Genomic DNA, 23,714 nt, shown 5'->3' on the forward strand with positions numbered 1-23,714 from the left:
GCTGTCTGAAGGCTTATTCCGAAAGGAATGTGCGCCGACGGAGACGCTGTACTCGTAGATGCCAGATGCCCTGATTGATCGTGGAAGAAAATGTGGAGTGTAGGGCACGCAATACTTTGCCCTTCTCGATTCCTCCAAGAAAGAATGCATTATTAGTCAGCACCGTCTTGGCTCATCGACATCCCAGATGTGAACCAGATACCCGCCAACTGTGGCCAACGGTAGCGCTCCCTTGATCGTGCGTTCCGTAACACTCTTGCCGTGCTTTCGCACATCCATTTGATTCAAAACACTTTTCAATCTCCCCAACATTCCCTCCACAACCTGTGGCACACTTTCTGCTGTCTATTCCGCTGTTACATACTCGTGTCCGGTATAGCGGAATAAACATCACCCTGGAGTGCTTGCCATGCATCGCCGACCTTCCTTGTTTAAAGCGTGTGTTTTTCTTTTCGCCGCGTCTGCCTCTGTCATGGGCATGGCCCAGGCAGCAGACAGCAAGCTCGATAGCGTGCTGGCCCGCGGGAAATTGATTGTGGGCACGGGCAGCACCAATGCGCCGTGGCACTTCCAGGGAGCGGATGGCAAGTTGCAGGGGTTCGATATCGATATCGGGCGGATGATTGCCAAGGGGTTGTTCAACGACCCGACCAAGGTCGAGTTCGTGGTGCAGTCGTCCGATGCGCGGATTCCCAATCTGCTCACCGACAAGGTCGACATCAGTTGCCAGTTCATCACCGTGACCGCCAGTCGTGCGCAACAGGTGGCATTCACCCTGCCGTATTACCGTGAAGGCGTCGGCCTGCTGTTGCCGGCGAACAGCAAGTACAAGGAAATCGAAGACCTCAAGGCCGCTGGCGACAGCGTGACCGTGGCGGTGTTGCAGAACGTGTACGCCGAGGAGTTGGTGCACCAGGCACTGCCCAAGGCCAAGGTCGATCAGTACGACAGTGTGGATTTGATGTACCAGGCCGTGAACTCAGGCCGTGCCGATGCCGCCGCCACCGATCAGTCGTCGGTCAAATACCTGATGGTGCAGAACCCTGGCCGCTATCGCAGCCCGACTTACGCCTGGAGCCCGCAAACCTACGCCTGCGCAGTCAAACGTGGCGATCAGGACTGGCTGAACTTCGTCAACACCACCTTGCATGAAGCCATGACCGGCGTGGAGTTCCCGACCTACGCGGCGTCGTTCAAACAGTGGTTCGGTGTCGACCTGCCGTCGCCGGCCATCGGTTTCCCTGTCGAATTCAAATGATCCCGTGAGAGCGGGGCGCCTGTAACGCGCCCCGCTCAAGGTACTGCTGACCATGAACTATCAGTTGAATTTTGCCGCCGTGTGGCGCGATTTCGACACCTTGCTGGCGGGGCTCGGTCTGGGCCTCGAACTGGCACTGGTGTCGATCGCCATCGGCTGCGTGATCGGCCTGATGATGGCGTTTGCTTTGCTTTCGAAGCACCGCGCATTGCGGGTGCTGGCGTCGGTGTATGTGACGGTGATCCGCAATACACCGATTCTGGTATTGATTCTGTTGATCTACTTTGCCTTGCCGAGCCTGGGCATTCGCCTGGACAAGATCCCGTCGTTCATCATCACGCTGTCGCTGTATGCCGGGGCGTATCTGACCGAAGTGTTCCGGGGCGGCTTGTTGAGCATTCCCAAGGGGCAGCGCGAAGCCGGGTTGGCCATTGGCCTGGGCGAGTGGCAGGTCAAGGCGTACGTCACCGTTCCGGTGATGTTGCGCAATGTGCTGCCAGCCTTGTCGAACAACTTCATTTCGCTGTTCAAGGACACTTCGCTGGCCGCTGCGATTGCGGTGCCGGAGCTGACCTATTACGCGCGCAAGATCAATGTCGAGAGCTACCGGGTGATTGAAACCTGGCTGGTGACCACGGCGCTCTATGTTGCGGCCTGCTACCTCATTGCCATGATGCTGCGTTACCTCGAACAGCGTCTGGCGATCCGCCGATAGGAGGCCCCATGTACGAATCCCCCAGTTGGTTGCATGAGTTATGGGTGGCCCGCGAAGTGTTGTGGCAAGGCTTTTTGACCAGCGTGCAGGTGTCGGCACTGGCCATTTTGCTGGGTACGATGGTCGGCATTGTCGCCGGCCTGGTGCTGACCTACGGCAAGTTCTGGATGCGCGCGCCGTTTCGTTTTTATGTCGACCTGATTCGCGGGACGCCGGTATTTGTGTTGGTGCTGGCCTGCTTCTACATGGCGCCGGCACTGGGTTGGCAGATCAGCGCGTTTCAGGCCGGTGCCTTGGGTCTGACGCTGTTTTGCGGCTCCCACGTCGCCGAAATCGTGCGCGGTGCGTTGCAAGCATTACCCAGCGGGCAGATGGAAGCGAGCAAAGCCATCGGCCTGACGTTTTATCAGGCCCTCGGGTATGTGCTGTTGCCTCAGGCGCTGCGGCAAATCCTGCCGACCTGGGTCAACTCATCGACCGAGATCGTCAAGGCGTCGACCCTGTTGTCGGTGATCGGTGTGGCCGAGTTGCTGCTCAGCACGCAGCAGATCATCGCCCGGACCTTCATGACCCTGGAGTTTTACCTGTTCGCCGGATTTCTGTTTTTCGTCATCAACTACGGCATCGAATTACTCGGCCGGCACATTGAAAAGCGGGTGGCCTTGCCATGACTCAAACTTCCAACATGCAAAACGGTCAGGCCCTGCTGGACATTCGCGGGCTGCACAAACAGTACGGCAAGCTCGAAGTGCTCAAGGGCGTAGACCTGAGCATGCAGCGCGGCAACGTCGTCACACTGATCGGCTCCAGCGGCTCGGGCAAAACCACACTGTTGCGTTGCGTGAACATGCTCGAAGAGTTTCAGGGCGGGCAGATCATGCTCGATGGCGAGTCCATCGGCTATGACGAGGTCAACGGCAAGCGTGTGCGCCACCCGGAAAAAGTCATCGCCCGTCATCGTGCGATGACCGGCATGGCGTTCCAGCAGTTCAACCTGTTCCCGCACCTCACCGCGTTGCAAAACGTCACGCTGGGTTTGCTCAAGGTCAAGAAGCTCCACAAGGACGAAGCGGTCGCGCTGGCGGAAAAATGGCTGGAGCGCGTCGGTTTGCTGGAGCGCCGTGATCACTATCCCGGTCAGTTGTCCGGCGGTCAGCAACAGCGCGTGGCGATTGCCCGGGCGATTGCGATGAACCCGAGCCTGATGCTGTTTGATGAAGTCACCTCGGCGCTCGACCCTGAGCTGGTAGGCGAGGTGCTGAACGTGATCAAGGGCCTGGCCGACGAAGGCATGACCATGTTGCTGGTCACCCACGAAATGCGTTTTGCGTTCGAAGTTTCGGACAAGATCGTTTTCATGAATCAGGGGCGCATTGAAGAGCAGGGGCCACCCAAGGAGCTGTTCGAACGTCCGCAATCACCGCGACTGGCGGAATTTCTCAAGAACACGCGCTTCTGATTTTTTCAGAAGCATTTTCACTTCTCAATCAGGAGAAACACTCATGAGCATTACTCGTTACGGCACCGGCAGCACCGCCGGTGGCGGCCAGCCCCGTCCTTTTGCACGCGCCGTTGAAGCCGATGGCTGGCTGCATGTGTCTGGCCAGGTGCCGGCGCTGGATGGCGAAATCATTGTGGGTGGCATTGTCGAGCAGACTCACCAGACCATGAAAAACCTGATCGCGATTCTCGAAGAGGCCGGTTATGGCCTGGAAGACGTGGTGCGCACGGGCGTATGGCTGGAAGACCCACGGGATTTCTGGAGCTTCAACAAAGTGTTTTCCGAGTACTTCAGCCCCGAGCACGCCCCGGCGCGCGCGTGTGTGCAGGCGAACATGATGGTCGACTGCAAGGTTGAGATCGACTGCATCGCGTACAAGAAAAAGGCCTGAACCGAGGTGACTTCATCGCGGGCAAGCCACGCTCCCACATTGGATCTCCAGTGTTCACACAATCCCTGTGGGAGCTGGCTTGCCAGCGATGGCGGCCTAACGGTCACCGCGGGACTCTGGGTAAACTCCCCGGCGAATTTGAATGGGAACCACTGACATGACCGAAGACACCATCAAGCGCCGGGCACGTGGGCTGGACCGGGCGTTCGATATCCTCGACTTCCTCAAGGAAATCGGCAAACCCCTGCGCCCGAACGAAATCGCCAGCGGCATCGGCAGTCCGAAATCCACGGTCTACGAACTGGTGGCCTCGCTGCTGGAACGTCGGGTTCTGGAGGCCGTGGGCAAGGACGGTCACGTTTACCTCGGCCGTCAGCTGTACTTCCTGGGGCAGGCGCATTTGCGTCATTTCGACCTGACCCGCGAGGCTGATCATGCCTTGCAGGAGATCGTCAGCCAGACCCATGAAACCGCCCAGATGTGCCTGCTCAACGGGCGCAAATACACGGTGGCACTGATGAAGGAAGGCGAGCGGCATTTCCGCATTTCTTCGGACATCGGCGAGAACGCGCCGATTCCGTGGACGGCGTCCGGGCGCCTTCTGCTGACGCACTTGAGTGACCAGGAAATCGTCGACTTGATCGACCACGACGACTTCATCCTGCCCAACGGCGAGCGTCTGGCGCTGGAGCAGTTTCTCCAGGAGATCCGTCAGGCCGGTATCGAGGGCTTCTTCTCTTTCGATAGTGTCGCCGACACCTTTACCCACTGCTTCGCCGCTCCGGTCAAAGACCCGACCGGCGTTGCCATCGCGACCTTGTGCATCGTCGCTCCACGGGACGATGCCAAGAACAATTACGACGCTTATCGCCAGGTGCTGATCGACAGCGCCAACAGCCTGGCCCGGCGTATCAACGAATAACAGCGGCTGCCTGCGGCCGCGAATGTGAGGAGTTCGACCATGTCTACTGCCCAAAATACTGCCGCCGTGGAAAAGGGCTTTGCCCAGGCCGGCGCCAATCTGGTACGCGACGTCAGCCTGCCGGCGCTGGTGCTGCACCGCGAAGCGCTGGAGCACAACATTCGGTGGATGCAGACGTTTGTCAGCAACAGCGGTGCCGAACTCGCGCCTCACGGCAAAACCAGCATGACCCCGGCACTGTTTCGCCGCCAACTGGACGCCGGTGCCTGGGGCATCACCCTGGCGAGCGCTACGCAAACTCGCGCGGCTTACGCCCACGGTGTGCGTCGGGTGCTGATGGCCAACCAGTTGGTGGGCACGCCGAACATGGCGCTGATCGCCGATCTGCTGGCAGACCCGACCTTTGATTTCCATTGCATGGTCGATCACCCGGACAACGTCGCCGACCTCGGGGCGTTCTTCGCCTCGCGCGGTGTGCGCCTGAACGTGATGATCGAATACGGCGTGGTGGGTGGTCGTTGCGGTTGCCGCACGGAAGACGAAGTTCTCGCACTGGCCAAAGCGATCAACGCACAACCGGCGTTGGCACTGACCGGTATCGAAGGCTACGAAGGCGTGATCCATGGTGATCATGCGGTCACCGGCATTCGTGATTTCGCCGCCTCTCTGGTGCGTTTGGCGGTGCAGTTGCAGGACAGCGGCGCGTTTGCCATCGACAAGCCGATCATCACCGCGTCGGGCTCGGCCTGGTACGACTTGATCGCTGAGTCTTTCGAAGCGCAGAACGCCGCGGGCCGTTTCCTCAGCGTGCTGCGTCCCGGCAGCTACGTGGCGCACGATCATGGCATCTACAAAGAAGCGCAGTGCTGCGTGCTCGACCGTCGCAGCGACCTGCACGAAGGCCTGCGCCCGGCACTGGAAGTCTGGGCGCACGTGCAGTCGATGCCGGAGCCGGGTTTTGCGGTGATTGCCCTGGGCAAGCGCGATGTGGCCTATGACGCCGGTTTGCCGGTGCCGCTGCTGCGTTACAAGGCCGGGGTGATCCCGGCCAACGGCGATGACGTCAGCGCCTGCAAGGTGACAGCGGTGATGGATCAACACGCGTTCATGACCGTCGCGCCGGGGGTTGAATTGCGGGTGGGCGACATCATTTCGTTCGGCACCTCGCACCCGTGCCTGACGTTCGACAAGTGGCGTACCGGGTGTCTGGTGGATGAACAGCTGAATGTCATCGAAACCATGGAAACCTGTTTCTAAGGCTTGATACCGAGGTGCGGCAATCGCGGGCAAGCCCGGCTCCTACAGGGGTTAGACGATCCCTGTAGGAGCGGAGCTTGCTCGCGATGAGGCCCGCCCAGACAACAAAGAAACACCAGAGACCCCACACAATGCACACCATCAACACCCTGGGGCCAGATGCCCCACGCATCGCCCTGATCGGCGAATGCATGATCGAGCTGCAACATCGCGCCGACGGCAGCCTCCAACAAAGCTTCGGCGGCGATACCCTGAACACCGCCGTCTACCTGGCCCGTGAACTGGGCGAGCGCGGTATCGTCGACTACGTCACGGCCCTGGGCGACGACAGTTTCAGCGATGCGATGTGCCAGCACTGGGCCAGCGAAGACATCGGCTTGGGCATGGTCCAGCGTTTGCCCGGTCGCTTGCCCGGTTTGTATTGCATCCAGACCGATGCCGCCGGTGAGCGCCGTTTCCTCTACTGGCGCAACGAAGCCGCCGTGCGCGATTGCTTCACCACGCCAGCGGCCGCGCCGATCCTGGCGGCACTGCCGGATTACGACGTGCTGTATTTCAGCGGCATTACCCTGGCGGTGCTCGGTGTGCAAGGTCGGGAAAAGTTGCTGGAAACGTTGATTGAAGCCCGTCAACGAGATGCGCGGATCGTCTTCGACAACAATTATCGGCCACGGCTGTGGACTTCAGTCGAAGAAGCTCGCGCGGCGTATCGCAGTGTTTTGCCGTATGTGGACCTGGCGTTGCTGACCCTTGAGGACGAGCAGGCGCTGTTTCATTTCTCCAGCGGCGAGGCGGTGTTCGAGGCTTACGAGCAGATCGGTACGCCGGAAGTGGTGCTCAAGCGTGGCGCCGAGGCTTGTTTGATTCGTTGCGACGGCGAGATGTTCGAGGTGCCGGCGCAGAAGGTCGAGCGCGTTGTAGACACCACGGCGGCGGGGGATTCGTTCAGTGCGGCGTATCTGGCCAGCCGACTCAAGGGCGGGAGCCCGGCGGAGGCGGCGGAGGCGGGGCATCGACTGGCGAGCCGGGTGATTCAGGTGCCGGGAGCGTTGATCCCAAGATAGCGGTGGATGGCCACTGGCTGCGCCATCGGTTCGCGAGCAGGCTCGCTCCGACAGTGGATCTTCGGTGTTCACAAAACCTGTGGGAGCGGGCTTGCCCGCGATGGGGCCCAACAGCCAACCGATCAATCCCGGTAAAACACCTGCACCAGGTGATACCCGAACTTGCTCTTGATTGGCCCATGCACCACCCGCAGCGGTTTCTTGAAAATCACCGCATCAATGACCCCGACCATCTGCCCCGGCCGAACTTCACCCAGGTCGCCGCCGCGCTTGCCGGACGGGCAGGTGGAGTACTTTTTGGCCAGCACATCGAAGGCTTCGCCCTTGGCGATGCGTTGTTTGAGCTGCTCGGCTTCTTCCGAGGTTTTCACCAGAATATGGCGGGCTTGAGCTTTCATTGGGGCATACCTTGCAACGGTGGTGGCTATGTTGGTACCAGCGGGGCGCGCGATTATGCCTTAACTCAGTCCGGTTGGCCGATCATCGTGCGAATCTTGTTGGCCAGCAGATCAATGGAAAAAGGCTTGGCGACCATGTCCATGCCTTCTTCGAGGAACCCCTGGCGTTCGGCGGCTGTTTCCGCGTAACCGGTCATGAACAGCACTTTCAGTCCCGGGCGATGCTGGCGGGCGATCTCTGCCAGCTGCCGTCCGTTCATGCCCGGCAGCCCGACATCGGTCACCAGCAGGTCGACGCGCAAATCAGATTCCAGCAAGGGCAGGGCCGTTGTCGCATCTTCGGCTTCGTAAGCGTGGTAACCCAGCTCCTTGAGCAGATCGAGCACCAGCATGCGCACCGCCGGATCATCTTCCACCAACACCACGGTTTCCCCGGCAATCGCTGCGGGTGCCTCGCCCGTCACCGGCGTCAGCACGTCCTGCGGTTCCATGGCGTGCAGGCGTGGCAAATACAGGCGCACGCTGGTGCCCTGGCCCGGCAAGCTGAACAGGCTGACATGCCCGCCCGATTGCTGGGCGAAGCCGTAAATCATCGACAACCCCAGGCCGGTGCCCTGGCCGATGGGCTTGGTGGTGAAGAACGGGTCGAACGCCTTGGCCAATACCGACGGCGTCATGCCGGTGCCGTTGTCGCTGACGGCGATCATCACGTAGTCCCCGGCCTTGACCGGTTCCACCGTGGTGATGTCGCTGCCGTCGAGGTAAACATTCGCCGTTTCGATCAGCAGTTCGCCGCCACCGGGCATCGCATCGCGGGCGTTGATCACCAGGTTGAGCAGGGCATTTTCCAGTTGGCTGACGTCGGTGCTGATCGACCAGACTTCATCGGCCAGTTGCAGTTTGAGCTCGATGTGGTCGCCCTTGGTCCGGCTGAGCAAATCCTCCAGCGAACGCACCAGCTCGTTGGCATTGAGCGGCTTGCGATCCAGTGACTGGCGACGGGAGAACGCCAGCAGGCGATGGGTCAGCGCGGCGGCGCGGTTGGCCGAGGACACGGCGGCTTCGGTAAAACGGCCAATCTCGGCAGTACGCCCGTCGGCGATGTAGCGCTGCATCAGGTCGAGACTGCCAATGATCCCGGTGAGCATGTTGTTGAAGTCATGGGCGATACCGCCGGTGAGTTGGCCGACGGCCTCCATTTTCTGTGCATGACGCAAGGCGTCCTCGGCACGCTCGCGTTCGACCATCTCGTTCTGCAGACGCTGGTTGGCTTCGGCCAACTGCTGTGTGCGGGCGGCGACGCGCTCTTCCAGGGTTTCGTTGAGGTTGCGCAAGGCTTCCTCGGTCTGCTTGCGCTCGGTTTCGTCGATTACAAAAATGTAGAAACCATTCACCGCGCCGTCCGCACCGTGGCGCGGCAGGTAATTCATCAGCGCCTGGCGCAGGCTGCCGTCACGGTGTGGCGTGCTGATACTGAAACTGCAGGGCTTGCCCTTCAGGGCTTCGCCGATGTATTCGGCGCGCAACGCATAGGCCTCGTCACCCAGCACTTCACGAATGGTTTTGCCAAAGAGCTCTTGGGGCGTCAGGCCGTACCAGTCCAGGTAGGCGGAATTGTTCAGGCGAAAACGCTCTTCACTGTCGACGTAGCTGATCAGGATCGGCATGGCATTGATGATCAGTTGCAGCTCGGTCTGGCTTTGGCGCAGCGCCTGTTCGGTGTGTTTGCGCTCGGTAAGGTCCAGCGCCGCCCCGAGAAAACGCATCGGCCGGCCATGGTGATCCTTATAGCAACGACCCCGGGCAAACACCCAGCGCAACTGGCCGTCGGGTTGCAGCAGGCGATACTCCTCGGCGTACTCGGTGCCATGGGTGATGCAGTGCTTGATGCTGCGCGCGATCATCGCCCGGTCTTCGGGGTGCACGCCGTGCAAGTACTCGCTGATGGGTAACTGCCCGGCCAGTTCCGGGTTGACGCCGTGCAGTTGGGCGAAATGGGCATCGGCGAGGAAACGGTCTTCACCGATGTCCCAGTCCCAGGTGCCGACCGCGTCGGTGGCCGCCAAGGCCAGTTGCAGGCGTTGCTCGGTTTCGCGCTGGGCCTTGAGGCTCGCGGCCGAGCGCTGCTCCAGTTCCAGGGCGATGCGGCGGCGTTCGTTGGTTTCAATGGCGGTGACCAGGATTCCGGCGACCTCGGCGCTTTCATCGCGGATCGGGCTGTAGGTCAAATCCAGCCAGAAGTCGGAATCCGCACCGTCACGCTGCAAGGTAAAGCGCTGTTCGCTGTAGGTGCGTACCTGGCCCTGTAGGACAGCGCTGTAAATCGGGTCGGCAAAGTCCTGGAGATCTGGCCAGATTTGATGCGTCGGCTGTCCGAAAGCGTGTGGATGCTTGCTGCCGGCGAGGAGGGCGAAGCCATCGTTGTAAATCTGTGTCAGTTGCGGACCCCACAGCAACAGCATTGGCATCGGTGAGTGGATCACGATATCCACGGCGGTGCGCAGGCTCTGTGGCCAGGTGCCGGCCGCGCCCAATGGGGTGCGTGTCCAGTCCAGCCTGGCAATCAAGGCCTGGGCATCGCTGCCGATGGGGAATGCGTTCATCAAGTCGTCCTGCGTTTAAGCCGGTGTGGCGGCGTCTACTTTCTCGTAGAGGGGTAGACGCTGGATGGCCCGTTTGGGGTCATTATTTTTGCATTGAATGCTTTGCGGGCGCTTTTTGCCATGGAAATCGATGCGCTGTCAGCCCCGCGGGCCAACTGTAATGACGCTGACCCACAGGGAAACATTTTCAATCCTGCAGTTCGGGGCGGTTTCGGAACTGTTCCAGCGCCTCGGGATTGGCCAGTGCATCGGTGTTTTTGACCTTTTGCCCATGCACCACATTGCGTACCGCCAACTCGACGACCTTGCCGCTGATGGTTCGTGGAATATCGGTGACCGCGACGATCTTCGCTGGCACATGCCGCGGCGTGGTGTTGGCGCGGATCATCTGGCAGATCTGCTGCTGCAAGGCTTCATCGAGTTCGACACCGTCGCGCAATCGCACAAACAGCACCACCCGCACGTCTCCCTGCCATTGTTGACCAATGGCCACGCTGTCCAGCACTTGCGGGACTTTTTCCACCTGACGGTAAATCTCCGCCGTACCGATGCGCACGCCGCCAGGGTTAAGCACCGCATCCGAACGGCCATGGATCATCATCGCGCCGTGCGGCAGTTGTTCGGCGTAATCGCCTTGGGCCCAGACACCCGGGAACTGGCTGAAATACGAGGTGTGAAGCTTCTCCTGCTGCGGGTCATTCCAGAAACCGATGGGCATCGCCGGAAAGTGCCGGGTGCACACCAGTTCACCTTTTTCGCCAATCACAGGCTTGCCGTCGTCGTTCCAGACTTCGACCGCCATGCCCAGGCTTTTGCCCTGAATCTCGCCACGGCATACCGGTTGAAACGGATTGCTGTTCACGAAGCACGAAACGATGTCGGTACCACCGGACATCGAGGCCAGGCACAGGTCAGTCTTGAAGTCGCGATAGACGTAATCGTAACTCTGCGGTGATAGCGCGGAGCCGGTGCAGAGCAGGGTTTTCAGGCTGCTCAGCGCGTGACTTTCGCGCGGTTTGACGCCGTTGCTTTCCAGGGTTGCCAGGTACTTGGGGCTGGTGCCGAAGACGCTGATGCGCTCGTCATCGATCAGGTCGATCAAGCGTTGCGGGTCCGGATGGAAGGGTGAACCGTCGTACAGGACAACGGCGCTACCCACCGCCAGCGCCGAGACCAGCCAGTTCCACATCATCCAGCCGCAAGTGGTGTAGTAGAACAGACGGTCGCCGGCGCCCAGATCACAATGCAATCCATGTTCCTTGACGTGTTGCAGCAATACGCCACCGGTGCTGTGGACGATGCATTTCGGCACGCCAGTGGTGCCGCTGGAATAGAGGATGTACAGCGGATGAGCGAAGGGGACGGGGACGAAATCCGGTTCACCGCCGACGTCGTAGAAATCCTCCCAGAGCGTGACATTGGCCGGGGTGTGGAAGTCCACGATGTGTGCCTGCGGCTTTGCAAAAGGCACCACGATCAACTGCTGCAACGACGGCAGGCGTTCCAGGATTTCATTGATTTTGCCGGTCTGGTCGATGTCCTTGCCGGCATAGTGGTAACCGGCGCAGGTGACCAGTACTTTCGGTTCGATCTGGCCGAAACGGTCGATCACGCCCTGGGTGCCAAAATCCGGCGACGAACAGGACCAGATCGCCCCCAGGCTCGTGGTGCCGAGCATGGCCACCAGCGTTTGCCAGGTGTTGGGCATGCACGCCGCTACGCGATCACCGAGGCCGACACCCGCAGCGATCAGGCTGTGTTGGAACCCGGCAACGTGCTCGGCCAGTTCCGCCCATGTCAGGTGTTCGCGCTGGCCATTCTCGCCAATGGCAATCACCGCGATGGCATCGTCGCGACGGCGCAGCAGGTGTTCGGCAAAATTCAGAGTGGCGCCGGGGAACCACTGGGCGCTGGGCATTTGCGCGCCCTCGACCAACACCGCATCCGGCTGGTCGTGAAAATCGATGTCGAAGTAATCGACGATGGCTTGCCAGAAATCTTCGCGATGATCAATGGACCATTGGTGCAGGGCGGGGTAGTCATCGATATGGATGTGGTGTCGCTGACTGATGGAACGCCGAAAGGCGTCCATGCGCGTCTTGGCGATTCGCTCGGCGCTGGGTTGCCAGAGGATGTCGGACATGGCTTGGCCTCTTGTTCTAGCTTCAGATCCAATCGCGGGCAAGCCACGCTCCCACAGGGAACGCGATCTAATGTGGGAGCGTGGCTTGCCCGCGAAGAACGATAACGCGGTCCACTGGTGGGTTACTGCGCCAACCACCCGCCATCAATATTCCACGCCGCGCCACGTACCTGGCTGCCGGCTTCGCTGCACAAAAACAGCACCAGTTCACCCAGTTGCGGCGGCGTCACGAACTCCAGCGACGGCTGCTTCTCGGCCAGTAAATCATGCTGCGCCTGCTGCGGATCAATTCCGGTCGCGGCGCGGTCATCAATCTGCTTCTGCACCAACGGCGTCAGCACCCATCCCGGGCAAATCGCGTTACAGGTGACGTGGGTCGTCGCGGTTTCCAGGCCGACCACTTTGGTCAAGCCGATCACTCCATGCTTGGCGGCGACGTAGGCAGCCTTGCCCGTCGATCCGACCTGGCCATGCACCGAGGCGATGTTGATGATCCGCCCCCAATTCTTGGCCCGCATGCGCGGCAGGCACAGGCGGGTGCTGTGAAACACCGACGACAGGTTGATCGCGATAATCGAATCCCAGCGCTCCACCGGGAACTCTTCCACCGGCGCCACATGCTGGATGCCAGCGTTGTTGACCAGAATGTCGATGCCACCGAACTCACGGTCGGCATAAGCGACCATGTCGGCAATCTGCGCCGGGTCGCTGACGTCGGCCGGATGATGACCGACCTTGCCGCCGAACTGCTGGACTTCGGCAATCACCTTGGAGGCGTCGCCGAAACCATTGAGCACCACGTTCGCGCCAGCCTTGGCCAGACTGAGCGCGATGCCCAGGCCGATGCCGCTGGTAGAACCGGTGACCAGCGCGGTTTTGCCTGTAAGAGTCGTCATGAATACCTCACACAATGCCAGTGGCGTAGAAAGTGCCGATGACCACGAAGACCGCCAGGGTCTTGATCAGCGTAATACAGAAAATGTCTTTGTAGGCCTCGCGATGCGTCAGGCCGGTGACCGCCAGCAACGTGATCACGGCGCCGTTGTGCGGCAAGGTGTCCATGCCGCCACTGGCCATCGCGGCCACACGGTGCAGCACTTCCAGCGGAATGTTGGCTGCATGGGCAGCGGCGATGAAGTCATTGGCCATGGCCGCCAGCGCAATGCTCATGCCGCCCGACGCAGAACCGGTGATGCCGGCCAGCAAGGTCACGGTAATCGCTTCATTGACCAGCGGGTTGGGGATGCTCTTGAGCCAGTCGGCCAGCACCAGGAAGCCTGGCAACGAGGCGATCACCGCGCCGAAGCCGTATTCCGAAGCGGTGTTCATCGCCGCGAGCAATGAACCGCTGACTGCACTTCGGCTGCCTTCAGCCAACTTGCCGCGAATCGCCTGGAAGCCGAACACCAGCACCATGATGATGCCGACCAGCAAGGCTGCCTGAACCGCCCAAATCGCGGTGAGCTTGGCGATATCGGTGGTGACCGGCGCCGTCATACCCGGCAGCGCGAGGCTGTGGGTCTTGCCGTACCACTGCGGAATCCACTGGGTAAACAGCAGGTTCATGATGCCGACGGCCAGTAGCGGCGACAGGGCGATCCACGGGTTGGGCAGCTTGATGTCGGCAGCAGTTTCCGGCTCGTTGCGCAGTTCGGTGCCATAACCTTCACCGGCAAGCTGAGCCTTGTTGCGCTGGCGCTGAAGAAACAGCATGCCGCGCGCAGAACACGAAGATCGCGCCGATCACACCCAACCACGGCGCCGCCCACGCGGTCGTGTTGAAGAAGGTGCTGGGGATGATGTTCTGTATTTGCGGGGTACCGGGCAGGGCGTCCATGGTGAACGAGAACGCGCCGAGGGCGATGGTTGCCGGGATCAAACGCTTGGGGATGTTGCTCTGGCGGAACATTTCGGCGGCAAACGGATACACCGCGAAGACCACCACAAACAGCGACACGCCGCCGTATGTCAGCAGGGCGCAGACCAGCACAATCACCAGCATCGCCTGGCGCGTGCCGAGCAGGCGAATAGCAGCGGCGACGATGGAGCGCGAGAAGCCGGACAACTCGATCAGTTTGCCGAACACCGCGCCGAGCAGGAACACCGGGAAATACAGCTTGATGAAGCCGACCATTTTCTCCATGAACACCCCGGTAAAGGCTGGGGCGACGGCGGAAGGGTCAGTGAGCAGGACGGCGCCGAGGGCGGCAATCGGGGCAAAAAGGATAACGCTATAGCCACGGTAAGCAGCCAGCATCAACAGCGCGAGCGCTGCCAAGGCAATGATCACACTCATGGTGTGTCTCCTGGATTGTTATTTTTGTAGGGTAGATCTGTTGTGGAAAAGGCCTATAGCGAGATTCGTGCCAGAGGCTAGAGGCCTTGAAATACAAGGGGGTGTGCCGGAAATGGTGCGGGTATCTGGAGAGCTTGTCTCTACATTGAGACTTGTTTGGCAGTGATGGCCTCATCGCGGGCAAGCCCGCTCCCACAGTTTGACGGCGTTCTCCTGAAAAATAGCTGACCCTGTGGGAGCGGGCTTGCCCGCGAAGGTCTGTCTAATAATTGAGATTCATGTCTCCTTATAGAGACTCGTCAATCCCGAGCGCCACCATCTTCTTGTACAACGTCGACCGACCCAACCCCAGCCGCGCCGCAGTTTCAATCACCTTGCCCCCGCATTGCGCGAGTGCGGACTCAATCAACTGCCGGTCAAACCGCTCCCGAGCCTGGCTAAACGTCTCGTGCGCAACCGGCTCAATCATCAGCGGTGCCACTCGCTCCACCGGCGTGAAGGTGCCAATCGCCGCACGAATCTCGTCGGCATCCAGCAGCAGATCATCACTGAGCAACGCCGCCCGCTCCAGGACGTTGCGCAGTTCTCGAATGTTCCCCGGCCATGCGTGCTGGCCCAACACCTCCAGCGCCTCGCGGTTCAGTTCGTGCTGACTGCGCAGTTCCTCAAGAATCGCTTCGCTGAGTGCCGGCAGGTCATCGAGGCGTTCACGCAGCGGCGGCACGTGGATGGGCAGCACGTTGAGGCGGTAGTACAAATCCGCGCGAAACTCGCCGCGTTTGATCGCGGCCTCAAGGTCCGTGGAGGTCGCGGCAATCACCCGCACATCACTCTGGATCACTTCGTTGGAACCGACCGGCTCGAATTCCTTTTCCTGCAAAACCCGTAGCAATTTGCTTTGCAGCGGCAGTGGCATGTCGCCGATTTCATCGAGAAACAAGGTGCCGCCCTGGGCGATCTGCAATTTTCCGGCGCGGCCCTTGCGGTCGGCACCGGTGAAGGCGCCGGGGGCGGTGCCGAAGAATTCCGCTTCCAGCAACGATTCGGGAATCGCCGCGCTGTTGATGCTGACGAAGGCTTTATGCGCACGCGGCGAAGCGCCATGGATCGCCTGCGCCAGCAGTTCCTTGCCGGTGCCGGTTTCTCCGAGCAGCAACACCGGCGAGTCGGCACTGGCGCTGCGCCGGGCCCTGCGTTTGACTTCCAGGCTGGCGGCGCTGGTGCCGATGAAATGGGCGAAGTTGTATTTGGTTTGCCGCGCCCGCAGCAGCGAGCGGGTGGACGCCAGTTCTTCCTGCATGCTCATATAGCGCTTGAGCATCGGCGACAGGCTGCGCAATTCGTCGAACAGGGCAAAACCGATCGCGCCGATCACCACGCCGGCATCGTCATGGATCGGCAGGCGCATGACCACCAGCGGCTCTTTCGGCGTGTCCTGCATGTCCAACAAAATCGGGCGCCCGGTGCGCACCACTTCACGCAAAAGACTGCCGGGGATCACGCTTTCGCAGGCCTTGCCGATGGCGCCTTGCGCCGATTCCAGACCGAAACGCCGGGCGTAACGCTCGTTCATCCACACGATGTTCGCATCGCGGTCGACAATCACCGTGCCTTCACTGGACTGCTCGATGATCTCGAACAGCGAACGGATCGCCAGCAGACGGACCCGTTGGTAATCCTTGAGGCTTTCGGTGGTGTTCATGGGTTTTATATCCAGAAAGTGTGGTGTCTGGGGCGGGCCTCATCGCGGGCAAGCCCGGCTCCCACAGGTCTAACGCCGTACAACCTGTAGGAGCCGAGCTTGCTCGCGATGCGGGCGACGCGGTCTCACTGCCTGTTGAAATGATGCCTACCGCCGGATGCGCCGCCGCCAAAAGCTCTTTGGTGTACGGATGCTGCGGCGAATCGAACACATCATGGCTGGCGCCGCTTTCCACCACTTTGCCGTCCTTGATCACAATCATGTCATGGGCCAGGGCTCGCACCACCGCCAGGTCGTGACTGATGAACAGGTACGTCAGGCCATGTTTTTCCTGAAGCTGGCGGAGCAGGGCGACCACTTGTTTTTGCACCGTGCGGTCCAGCGCCGAGGTCGGTTCGTCCAGCAGGATCAGCGCCGGTTTGAGCACCAGCGCCCGGGCAATCGCGATGCGCTGACGTTGGCCGCCGGAAAATTCGTGCGGATAGCGATGGCGACTTTGCGGGTCGAGGCCGACTTCTTCCAGTGCCCGAATCACTTCGGCCTTGCACTGTTCGTCGGTCAACTGGCTGTGTACCTCAAGGCCTTCGCTGATGATCTGTGCCACCGACATGCGTGGGCTGAGGCTGCCATAAGGGTCCTGGAACACCACCTGCATTTTCTTGCGCCACGGTCGGCAGTTGTTTTTGCGTCAGGCCATCCAGTGCCTCGCCCTGAAAGCGAATGCTGCCTTGGGAGTCGAGCAAGCGCAGGATCGCCTGGCCGAGCGTCGACTTGCCCGAGCCGGACTCGCCGACGATGCCCAGCGTCTTGCCGCGCTGGATGTTGAGGCTGATGCCGTCCACGGCATTGAGGTAAGTCTTGCGCTGAAACAAACCACCGCCGAGAGCGAACTGCACGCGCAGGTTGTCCACTTCCAGTACGTTCTCGCGCTCGTCACGGGGCAGGGCTTCACCCTCCGGCTCGGCGTTGAGCAGGATGCGGCTGTAAGGGTGTTTTGGCTCGGTAAAAATCGTTTCGCACGTGGCCTGCTCGACGATTTCCCCGGCCTTCATCACGCAAACACGCTGGGCAATGCTGCGCACCAGGTTGAGGTCATGGCTGATCAGCAGCAGCGACATGCCGAGCCGGTGTTGCAGCGATTTGAGCAGGATCAGAATCTTGCGCTGAACCGTGACGTCCAGCGCCGTGGTCGGTTCGTCGGCGATCAGCAACTCAGGCTCACAGGCCAGGGCCATGGCGATCATCACGCGCTGACGCTGACCACCCGAGAGTTGATGGGGGTAGGCCTTGAGCCGCTCCTTGGGCTTTTGAATGCCGACAAGGTGCAGCAACTCAAGGATCCGCGCTTGCGCCGGTTTACCCGTCAGGCCTTTGTGCAGCAGCAGGGTTTCGCCGATCTGCTTTTCGATGCTGTGCAGCGGATTGAGCGACGTCATCGGCTCCTGGAAAATCATCGCGATCCGGTTGCCGCGCAGTTCCCGCAGCACTTTGGGCGTCGCGCCGAGCAATTCCCTGCCGCGATAACGAATGCTGCCGGTGGACTCGGTGCCGGTTTCGGGCAGCAGTTGCAGGATCGAATGGGCGGTCACCGATTTACCGGACCCCGACTCGCCGACCAGCGCCAGGCATTCACCGGGGCGGATGTCCAGGCACAGCTTGCGCACCACGGTTTCACCACTGAAGGCGACGCTGAGGTCACGGATTTCGATCAGGTTGGTACTCATATCAACAGTCCGCGTCAGGATCTCGGATCGAAAGCATCACGTAATGCCTCGCCGATAAACACCAGTAAAGAAAGAATCAATGCCAGGGTGAAAAACGCCGTCAATCCCAGCCATGGCGCCTGCAGGTTCTGCTTGCCCTGGCCGATCAGCTCGCCCAGCGATGCGCTGCCCGCCAGCATGCCGAAACCAAGGAAATCCAGGGCCGTCAGGGTGGAAATCGCCCCGGTGAGAATGAACGGCAGGTAACTCAGGGTCGCGTTCATCGCGTTGGGCAGAATGTGCCGCACGATCACTTTGCGATCCGTCAGGCCCAACGCCCGGGCGGCTTTGACGTATTCCAGGTTGCGCCCGCGCAGGAACTCGGCGCGCACCACGTCGACCAGTGCCAGCCAGGAAAACAGCGCCATGATCCCCAGCAGCCACCAGGAAATTCGGTTCGACGAACCCCGAGAGAATGATCAGCAGGTACAGCACCGGCAACCCGGACCAGACTTCCAGCAAGCGCTGGCCGATCAAGTCGACCCAGCCGCCGTAATACCCTTGAAGCGCCCCGGCGGCAATGCCGATCAGGGCGCTGACAAAGGTCAGCATCAACGCAAACAGGATTGACACTCGGGCGCCGAAAATCACCCGGGCCAATACGTCCCGGGCCTGATCGTCGGTGCCCAGCCAGTTCCACATCCGAGGGTGGGCTCGGCGCGGGTTTGTTGAGGTCGTAATTGGGTGTGTCGTCACTGAACGGGATCGGCGGGAACAGCATCCAGCCGCCATCCTGTTTGATCAGCTTTTGCACATAGTCGCTGCGGTAATCCGCCTGGAACGGCAATTGCCCACCGAACTCCTGCTCGGTGTGGCGTTTGAACACCGGGAAATACCATTGCCCCTGATAGCTGACCACCAGCGGCTTGTCGTTGGCGATCAACTCGCCACCCAGCGTCAGCATAAAAAGACCGATGAACAACCACAGCGACCACCAGCCCCGGCGGTTTTTCTTGAAACGCTCAAAACGGCGTCGACCCAACCGGCGAGAGCTTGAACATCAGGCATTCCTCGCGGCGAAGTCGATACGCGGGTCAACCAGGGTGTAGCAGAGGTCGCCGACGAGTTTTATCAGGAGCCCGAACAAGGTGAAGATAAACAGCGAACCGAACACCACCGGATAGTCTCGGGAGACCGCGGCTTCATAACTCATGCGGCCCAGGCCATCGAGTGAGAAAATCACTTCGATCAGCAAGGAACCGGCGAAAAACACACTGATGAATGCCTGCGGAATGCCCGACACCACCAGCAACATCGCATTGCGGAACACATGCCCCGTACAGCACCCGGCGCTCGCTCATGCCTTTGGCGCGGGCAGTGATCACGTACTGGCGGGTGATTTCATTGAGGAACGAGTTCTTGGTGAGGATGGTCAGCGTGGCAAACCCGCCAATGACCAGCGATGTGACTGGCAACACCAGGTGCCAAAAGTAGTCGGCGACTTTGCCCACGGTTGATAGCGACTCGAAATTGTCCGAGACCAGCCCGCGCACCGGGAACCAGTTCAGCGAAGTGCCTCCGGCAAACACCACGATCAGGAACATGGCGAACAGGAACGCCGGCATTGCGTAACCGATGATGATCGCGGTGCTGCTCCAGATATCGAAATGGCTGCCGTGGTGCACGGCCTTGCGGATGCCCAGGGGGATCGACACCAGATAAGTGATCAGCGTCGCCCACAGGCCGAGGGAGATGGTCACCGGCATTTTTTCCAGGATCAGGTCAGTGACCGTGGCGCCCCGGAAAAAGCTTTTGCCGAAGTCCAGCCTGGCGTAACTGGTGAGCATCAGCCACAGGCGCTCATGGGCGGGTTTGTCGAAACCGTATTGCTTTTCGATGTCCTTGATCAGTTGCGGGTCGAGCCCGCGACTGGCGCGCGAAGTGCCGGTCATGCGTTCACCGGCGCCGCCGCCGACGGTCGCGCCGCCGATGCCTTGCAGGTGCGCAATCGCCTGTTCCACCGGATCGCCCGGCGCGGCCTGGACGATGATGAAATTGACCAACAGGATGATCACCAGCGTCGGGATGATCAGCAGCAAGCGCCGCAGTGTGTAAGCCCACATCAGTGCGGCCCTCCGGGTCTGCCACGACTGATTTGCTCAGCCGTCATTTGCTGGTTGGTCAGCGCGGTGGTGCTTATTTCCCACCAGCTCTCGATGGCTTCGTCATTGCTGGCCTGCACGTTGGGCCGGCCGAACCGGTTCCACCAGACGGTCGATGTGCCCGGCGGGTAATAGTTGGGAATCCAGTAGTAGTTCCATTGCAGTACCCGGTCGAGTGCGTGGGCGTAGCGCAGCATCTCCGGCTGGGTGGTGGCGCGGACCAGTCCGGTGATCAAGGTATCGACCGCCGGATTCTTCAGCACCATGTAGTTGTTGGCACCGGGGTCGTTGGCCGAGATCGAGCCGAAGTAATTGAACAGCTCGCCGCCGGGTGAGGTGGTGACCGGGTAGCCGGTGACGATCATGTCGTAGTCGCGGCTCATCAGGCGATTCACGTATTGGGACGAATCGATCCGGCGGATGTTCAGGTCGATACCGATCTGTTTCAGGGTGCGCTTATAAGGCAGCAGCAAACGGTCCATGCCGTTCTGGCTGACCAGGAAAGTGAAGCTCAGCGGTTCGCCTTCGGCGTTGACCAGTTGATCGCCATCGGGTTTCCAGCCGGCCTGCCCGAGCAGGTCCAGTGCTTGCAGTTGCTTGTCGCGAATCACACCGCTGCCATCGGTTTTCGGCGCTTCGAAGACCTTGGTGAACACCTCGTCCGGGATCTGTCCGCGCAACGGCTCAAGAATGGCCAGTTCCGCTTTATCCGGCAGTTGCCGCGCAGCCAGGTCGGTGTTGGAAAAGAAACTCTGCTGGCGAATGTACATGTCACGCATCATCTGCCGGTTGCTCCATTCGAAATCCCAGAGCATGACCAGGGCCTGACGCACGCGGCGATCCTGGAACATCGGGTTTTGCAGGTTGAACACAAACCCTTGGGCCGGTTGCGGCGCGTCGGTTGCCAGATGAGCCTTTTGCAGGCGACCGTCGCTCAAGGCCGGGCTGTCGTAGCCGATGGAGTAGCCGGTGGCGGAGAATTCGCGGTTGTAGTCATAGGCACCGCCGCGCAACACCTGGCGCGCCACGTCGGTGTCGCCGAAGTACTCGATGCTGAAATGATCGAAGTTGTACAGGCCACGGCTGACCGGTAAGTCTTTGCCCCACCAATTGGCGTCGCGCTCGAAAGTGATGCTGCGACCGGAATCGACTTTGCTCACTTTATAAGGGCCGCTGCCCAAAGGGGCCTCGTAGCCGCCGCCGTTGGCGAAGTCGCGGCTCTTCCACCAATGCTCGGGAAACACCGGCAGTGTTGCGATGTCGAGGGGCAGGGTGCGGTTTTCATTGCTTTTGAAGTCGAACCGGACGATCAGGGTGACTCGACTTCCACGCCTTTGACGTCAGCGAATTGGGTGCGATAGCGCAGGCTGCCTTGGGTCATCAACAAGTCGAAGGTGTAGCGCACGTCTTCTGCCGTGATCGGTTTGCCATCGGCAAAGCGGGCCTTGGGGTTGAGATAGAAGCGCAGAAACAGGCCGTCGTCCGAGCGCTCCATCTTTTGTGCGACGAGGCCGTATACGGTATAAGGCTCATCCAGCGAGCGCTGGGCCAGCGGCGAGTAGAGCAAACCGTCAATTTGCGTCACGCCGATACCCTTGTCGATGTACGGCAGCATATGGTCGAAATGACCGATTTCGATTGCCGAACGTCGCATCGTGCCGCCCTTGGGCGCCTGTGGGTTGGTGTAGGCAAAATGACTGAAGCCGGCGGGATACTTCGCGGGTTCGCCGTACACGGTCAACGCATGTTGCAGTGCAGCATTCACACCGGCGGCCAATAGCAGCGCCACGGCAGTGAACAATAATGTGGGGAAAGCCAGTCGCATTGTCAGCCTTAGAGCCGGAGGATCGAAAAGCACAATTTGTACGCTAGCGGCGCGTCCCTCGCCAGCCTAAAAACGTATCCGAAACAGAACGGCCCGCCAATTGGCGGGCCGTTGCACGTAAAGCCTGGCGGATCGATCAGTCCTGACGACTGGTCACTTCCAGCAGGTGATAACCAAATTGGGTTTTCACCGGGCCTTGTACGACATTGATTGGAGCGCTGAAAACGACGGAGTCGAATTCCTTGACCATCTGGCCTGGACCGAACGAACCCAGGTCGCCGCCCTGACGGCTGGACGGGCAGGTGGAGTTGGCTTTGGCGACTTCGGCGAAATCAGCGCCGGCTTCGATTTGGGCTTTGAGTTCGTTGCACTTGGCTTCCGAGGCAACCAGGATGTGACGGGCAGTGGCTTTGGCCATGGGAAATACTCCTTTCAATAATCTGCGTACAGTAAGTGCGCAGACTACCGGATTCAGTGCTCCATTTCTTGTCAAAAGTTCCGTACGGTTCAAAGGCCGGCGTTTCTCAGGCGCTCGGCATGTTGGACATACAATGCCGCAGGGTCGGTGCCTTTGCGACCAGGACTGGCGGTGTGACCCAGGCTGCTCAAATGATCCAGGGAATAGTCGGAGCGGATCACTTTTCCCAAATGTGAACTGTAGCGGCCGACCATGCCGTCATTTTGCTCCGCTTCCGTAGTGAAGTATTGGGAGAAGGCGCGGAGGAACCCGTGCAACGGATCGAGCGCATCCAGTCCCTCATCGAGCCTGTTTCCCTGCAACGTTCCGCTCCAGGAGTAATACCGCACGCCGTTGACCAGTTCGCGCCCTTTGCCGCCCCAGGTCTTCGGCAACCCCTTGAGGAAACTTGTCGTTGAAAGCGCCGACGCCTTCAGTGGTCAGAGCATTAAGCGCAGCGACAGCGTTTTGTGGCAGGTGCACGTTGCCGCTGAGTAACGACACAAAATCGGCGAACAGCGTCGCAATCGTTGCTGCGACATGTTCCGGCAGCCGCCCTGGCGTCAGCGCCTTGCGCAGGAAGTCGGCCAGTTCCGAGCCATGGTTCGGTCCACTGACCGAGGTGACCGAAGCAATCATATGGGGGGCTATTGCCGCCGCATAGCGTGCCGCCAATGCCCCTTGGCTGTGGCCGATCAAGTTGACCCTGCTGGCGCCGGTTCCTTCCAGGACCCGATTGATCTGTGCCAAGAGTTGGTCACCACGTGCTTCGTTGCTATGGGTAGCCGAGAGGTGAGGGATGAACACCCTGGCCCCCCGCACTTCGCAGGGATTGCTTGACGTTATGGAAGAGTTCTGTTTGTGCCGATCCGATCAAAGCCGAAGAGCCCATGGACCAGCAGAATTGGGTACTGGGTGGTTGCGTTCCGTAGCATGTTGATTCCTTTTTCGCCGTCGTTCAGAGGTGAGCAGATGGGCTCACTCTAAAGCACCCCAACGGTTCTGCGATGTATGAAGAATCCGCTGTAAGCTGATGAAAAAGGTATAGAAAAAGTAGGAAAGTTCGAATGTGGTTGAGGTCTTGTTCGGAATATTTCGACATCTATTTATCTGTAACAACGCGTTGTTCCGCGATGGCCTACTCAGGAAACACCTTTACCTGTCAGTAATGTCCCTGTTTATGCCATAACGCAATCTGTAGCAGCTGGCGAAGCCTGCGTTCGGCTGCGCAGCAGTCGTGAAATCAGACGATGCGGTGTTTCAGGTAGACCGCAAACTCAGGTTTACGACTGCTGCGCCCGAGCGCGGACCGGCCGA

14 protein-coding genes and 6 pseudogenes are annotated in these 23,714 nt (G+C 60.1%); 8 read left to right on the forward strand and 12 right to left on the reverse strand.

What is annotated here, in order from left to right:
- Positions 1 to 409: 409 nt before the first annotated feature.
- From AB4N76_RS27695 to AB4N76_RS27730, 8 genes are all read left to right on the forward strand, one after another.
- Entirely contained in the window at positions 410 to 1,258 is an 849-nt protein-coding gene (locus AB4N76_RS27695) for a transporter substrate-binding domain-containing protein (RefSeq protein WP_046027438.1), read from the forward strand.
- A 52-nt stretch (positions 1,259 to 1,310) separates the two neighbouring features.
- Positions 1,311 to 1,973 carry an amino acid ABC transporter permease gene (locus AB4N76_RS27700; protein WP_008015908.1) on the forward strand — a complete coding sequence of 221 codons (663 nt, stop codon included), beginning with the start codon at positions 1,311 to 1,313 and terminating at the stop codon, positions 1,971 to 1,973.
- Between the two features lie 8 nt (positions 1,974 to 1,981).
- A complete protein-coding gene (locus AB4N76_RS27705; protein ID WP_046027437.1) occupies positions 1,982 to 2,644 on the forward strand; it encodes an amino acid ABC transporter permease in 663 nt (220 codons plus the stop codon).
- Complete coding sequence (locus AB4N76_RS27710) at positions 2,641 to 3,432, forward strand: amino acid ABC transporter ATP-binding protein (RefSeq protein WP_077430242.1); 792 nt, start codon at positions 2,641 to 2,643, stop codon at positions 3,430 to 3,432. Before AB4N76_RS27705 ends, AB4N76_RS27710 begins: the two co-directional genes overlap by 4 nt.
- A gap of 43 nt (positions 3,433 to 3,475) precedes the next feature.
- Positions 3,476 to 3,865 carry a RidA family protein gene (locus AB4N76_RS27715; RefSeq protein WP_046027435.1) on the forward strand — a complete coding sequence of 130 codons (390 nt, stop codon included), beginning with the start codon at positions 3,476 to 3,478 and terminating at the stop codon, positions 3,863 to 3,865.
- Positions 3,866 to 4,022: 157 nt separating this feature from the next.
- Positions 4,023 to 4,787 carry an IclR family transcriptional regulator gene (locus AB4N76_RS27720; protein ID WP_077430241.1) on the forward strand — a complete coding sequence of 255 codons (765 nt, stop codon included), beginning with the start codon at positions 4,023 to 4,025 and terminating at the stop codon, positions 4,785 to 4,787.
- A gap of 39 nt (positions 4,788 to 4,826) precedes the next feature.
- Positions 4,827 to 6,044 carry an amino acid deaminase gene (locus AB4N76_RS27725; protein WP_046027433.1) on the forward strand — a complete coding sequence of 406 codons (1,218 nt, stop codon included), beginning with the start codon at positions 4,827 to 4,829 and terminating at the stop codon, positions 6,042 to 6,044.
- Between the two features lie 131 nt (positions 6,045 to 6,175).
- Positions 6,176 to 7,108 carry a sugar kinase gene (locus AB4N76_RS27730; protein WP_077430240.1) on the forward strand — a complete coding sequence of 311 codons (933 nt, stop codon included), beginning with the start codon at positions 6,176 to 6,178 and terminating at the stop codon, positions 7,106 to 7,108.
- A 122-nt stretch (positions 7,109 to 7,230) separates the two neighbouring features.
- On the opposite strand, the gene AB4N76_RS27735 is transcribed toward AB4N76_RS27730, so the two are convergent.
- The 12 genes and pseudogenes from AB4N76_RS27735 to AB4N76_RS27790 form a co-directional block, all read right to left on the reverse strand.
- Entirely contained in the window at positions 7,231 to 7,506 is a 276-nt protein-coding gene (locus AB4N76_RS27735; RefSeq protein WP_007898282.1) for a peptidylprolyl isomerase, read from the reverse strand.
- A 65-nt stretch (positions 7,507 to 7,571) separates the two neighbouring features.
- The gene (locus AB4N76_RS27740; RefSeq protein ID WP_460163815.1) at positions 7,572 to 10,109 is read right to left on the reverse strand and encodes a PAS domain-containing hybrid sensor histidine kinase/response regulator; all 2,538 of its coding nucleotides are present in this window, start codon (positions 10,107 to 10,109) and stop codon (positions 7,572 to 7,574) included.
- A 187-nt stretch (positions 10,110 to 10,296) separates the two neighbouring features.
- Positions 10,297 to 12,252: an acetoacetate--CoA ligase gene (locus tag AB4N76_RS27745; protein WP_460163816.1), complete on the reverse strand. Its 1,956-nt coding sequence runs from the start codon at positions 12,250 to 12,252 to the stop codon at positions 10,297 to 10,299.
- Positions 12,253 to 12,374: 122 nt separating this feature from the next.
- Positions 12,375 to 13,148 carry a 3-hydroxybutyrate dehydrogenase gene (gene hbdH / locus AB4N76_RS27750; protein ID WP_077430237.1) on the reverse strand — a complete coding sequence of 258 codons (774 nt, stop codon included), beginning with the start codon at positions 13,146 to 13,148 and terminating at the stop codon, positions 12,375 to 12,377.
- Positions 13,149 to 13,155: 7 nt separating this feature from the next.
- Positions 13,156 to 14,548: pseudogene (locus AB4N76_RS27755) on the reverse strand (GntP family permease).
- 286 nt (positions 14,549 to 14,834) lie between these two features.
- The gene (locus tag AB4N76_RS27760) at positions 14,835 to 16,250 is read right to left on the reverse strand and encodes a sigma-54 interaction domain-containing protein (RefSeq protein ID WP_109784719.1); all 1,416 of its coding nucleotides are present in this window, start codon (positions 16,248 to 16,250) and stop codon (positions 14,835 to 14,837) included.
- A gap of 154 nt (positions 16,251 to 16,404) precedes the next feature.
- Positions 16,405 to 17,974 (reverse strand): annotated as a pseudogene (locus AB4N76_RS27765) (ABC transporter ATP-binding protein); the annotation flags it as partial.
- Positions 17,975 to 17,988: 14 nt separating this feature from the next.
- Positions 17,989 to 19,014: pseudogene (locus AB4N76_RS27770) on the reverse strand (ABC transporter permease).
- Positions 19,014 to 20,076, reverse strand: a pseudogene (locus AB4N76_RS27775) (microcin C ABC transporter permease YejB). The pseudogenes AB4N76_RS27770 and AB4N76_RS27775 overlap by 1 nt, the downstream one beginning before the upstream one ends.
- Positions 20,076 to 21,940, reverse strand: a pseudogene (locus AB4N76_RS27780) (extracellular solute-binding protein). Before AB4N76_RS27780 ends, AB4N76_RS27775 begins: the two co-directional pseudogenes overlap by 1 nt.
- 136 nt (positions 21,941 to 22,076) lie before the next feature.
- Positions 22,077 to 22,358 carry a peptidylprolyl isomerase gene (locus AB4N76_RS27785; protein ID WP_460163817.1) on the reverse strand — a complete coding sequence of 94 codons (282 nt, stop codon included), beginning with the start codon at positions 22,356 to 22,358 and terminating at the stop codon, positions 22,077 to 22,079.
- Between the two features lie 89 nt (positions 22,359 to 22,447).
- A pseudogene (locus AB4N76_RS27790) lies at positions 22,448 to 23,332 on the reverse strand (lipase family alpha/beta hydrolase).
- Positions 23,333 to 23,714: the final 382 nt, after the last annotated feature.

This window comes from Pseudomonas sp. S2_F03, assembly GCF_054668335.1.

Coding starts and splice junctions, on each gene's coding strand:
- AB4N76_RS27695 (WP_046027438.1), top strand. CDS start 410: ATGCATCGCCGACCTTCCTTGTTTAAAGCGTGTGTTTTTCTTTTCGCC.
- AB4N76_RS27700 (WP_008015908.1), top strand. CDS start 1,311: ATGAACTATCAGTTGAATTTTGCCGCCGTGTGGCGCGATTTCGACACC.
- AB4N76_RS27705 (WP_046027437.1), top strand. CDS start 1,982: ATGTACGAATCCCCCAGTTGGTTGCATGAGTTATGGGTGGCCCGCGAA.
- AB4N76_RS27710 (WP_077430242.1), top strand. CDS start 2,641: ATGACTCAAACTTCCAACATGCAAAACGGTCAGGCCCTGCTGGACATT.
- AB4N76_RS27715 (WP_046027435.1), top strand. CDS start 3,476: ATGAGCATTACTCGTTACGGCACCGGCAGCACCGCCGGTGGCGGCCAG.
- AB4N76_RS27720 (WP_077430241.1), top strand. CDS start 4,023: ATGACCGAAGACACCATCAAGCGCCGGGCACGTGGGCTGGACCGGGCG.
- AB4N76_RS27725 (WP_046027433.1), top strand. CDS start 4,827: ATGTCTACTGCCCAAAATACTGCCGCCGTGGAAAAGGGCTTTGCCCAG.
- AB4N76_RS27730 (WP_077430240.1), top strand. CDS start 6,176: ATGCACACCATCAACACCCTGGGGCCAGATGCCCCACGCATCGCCCTG.
- AB4N76_RS27735 (WP_007898282.1), bottom strand. CDS start 7,506: ATGAAAGCTCAAGCCCGCCATATTCTGGTGAAAACCTCGGAAGAAGCC.
- AB4N76_RS27740 (WP_460163815.1), bottom strand. CDS start 10,109: ATGAACGCATTCCCCATCGGCAGCGATGCCCAGGCCTTGATTGCCAGG.
- AB4N76_RS27745 (WP_460163816.1), bottom strand. CDS start 12,252: ATGTCCGACATCCTCTGGCAACCCAGCGCCGAGCGAATCGCCAAGACG.
- hbdH (WP_077430237.1), bottom strand. CDS start 13,148: ATGACGACTCTTACAGGCAAAACCGCGCTGGTCACCGGTTCTACCAGC.
- AB4N76_RS27760 (WP_109784719.1), bottom strand. CDS start 16,250: ATGAACACCACCGAAAGCCTCAAGGATTACCAACGGGTCCGTCTGCTG.
- AB4N76_RS27785 (WP_460163817.1), bottom strand. CDS start 22,358: ATGGCCAAAGCCACTGCCCGTCACATCCTGGTTGCCTCGGAAGCCAAG.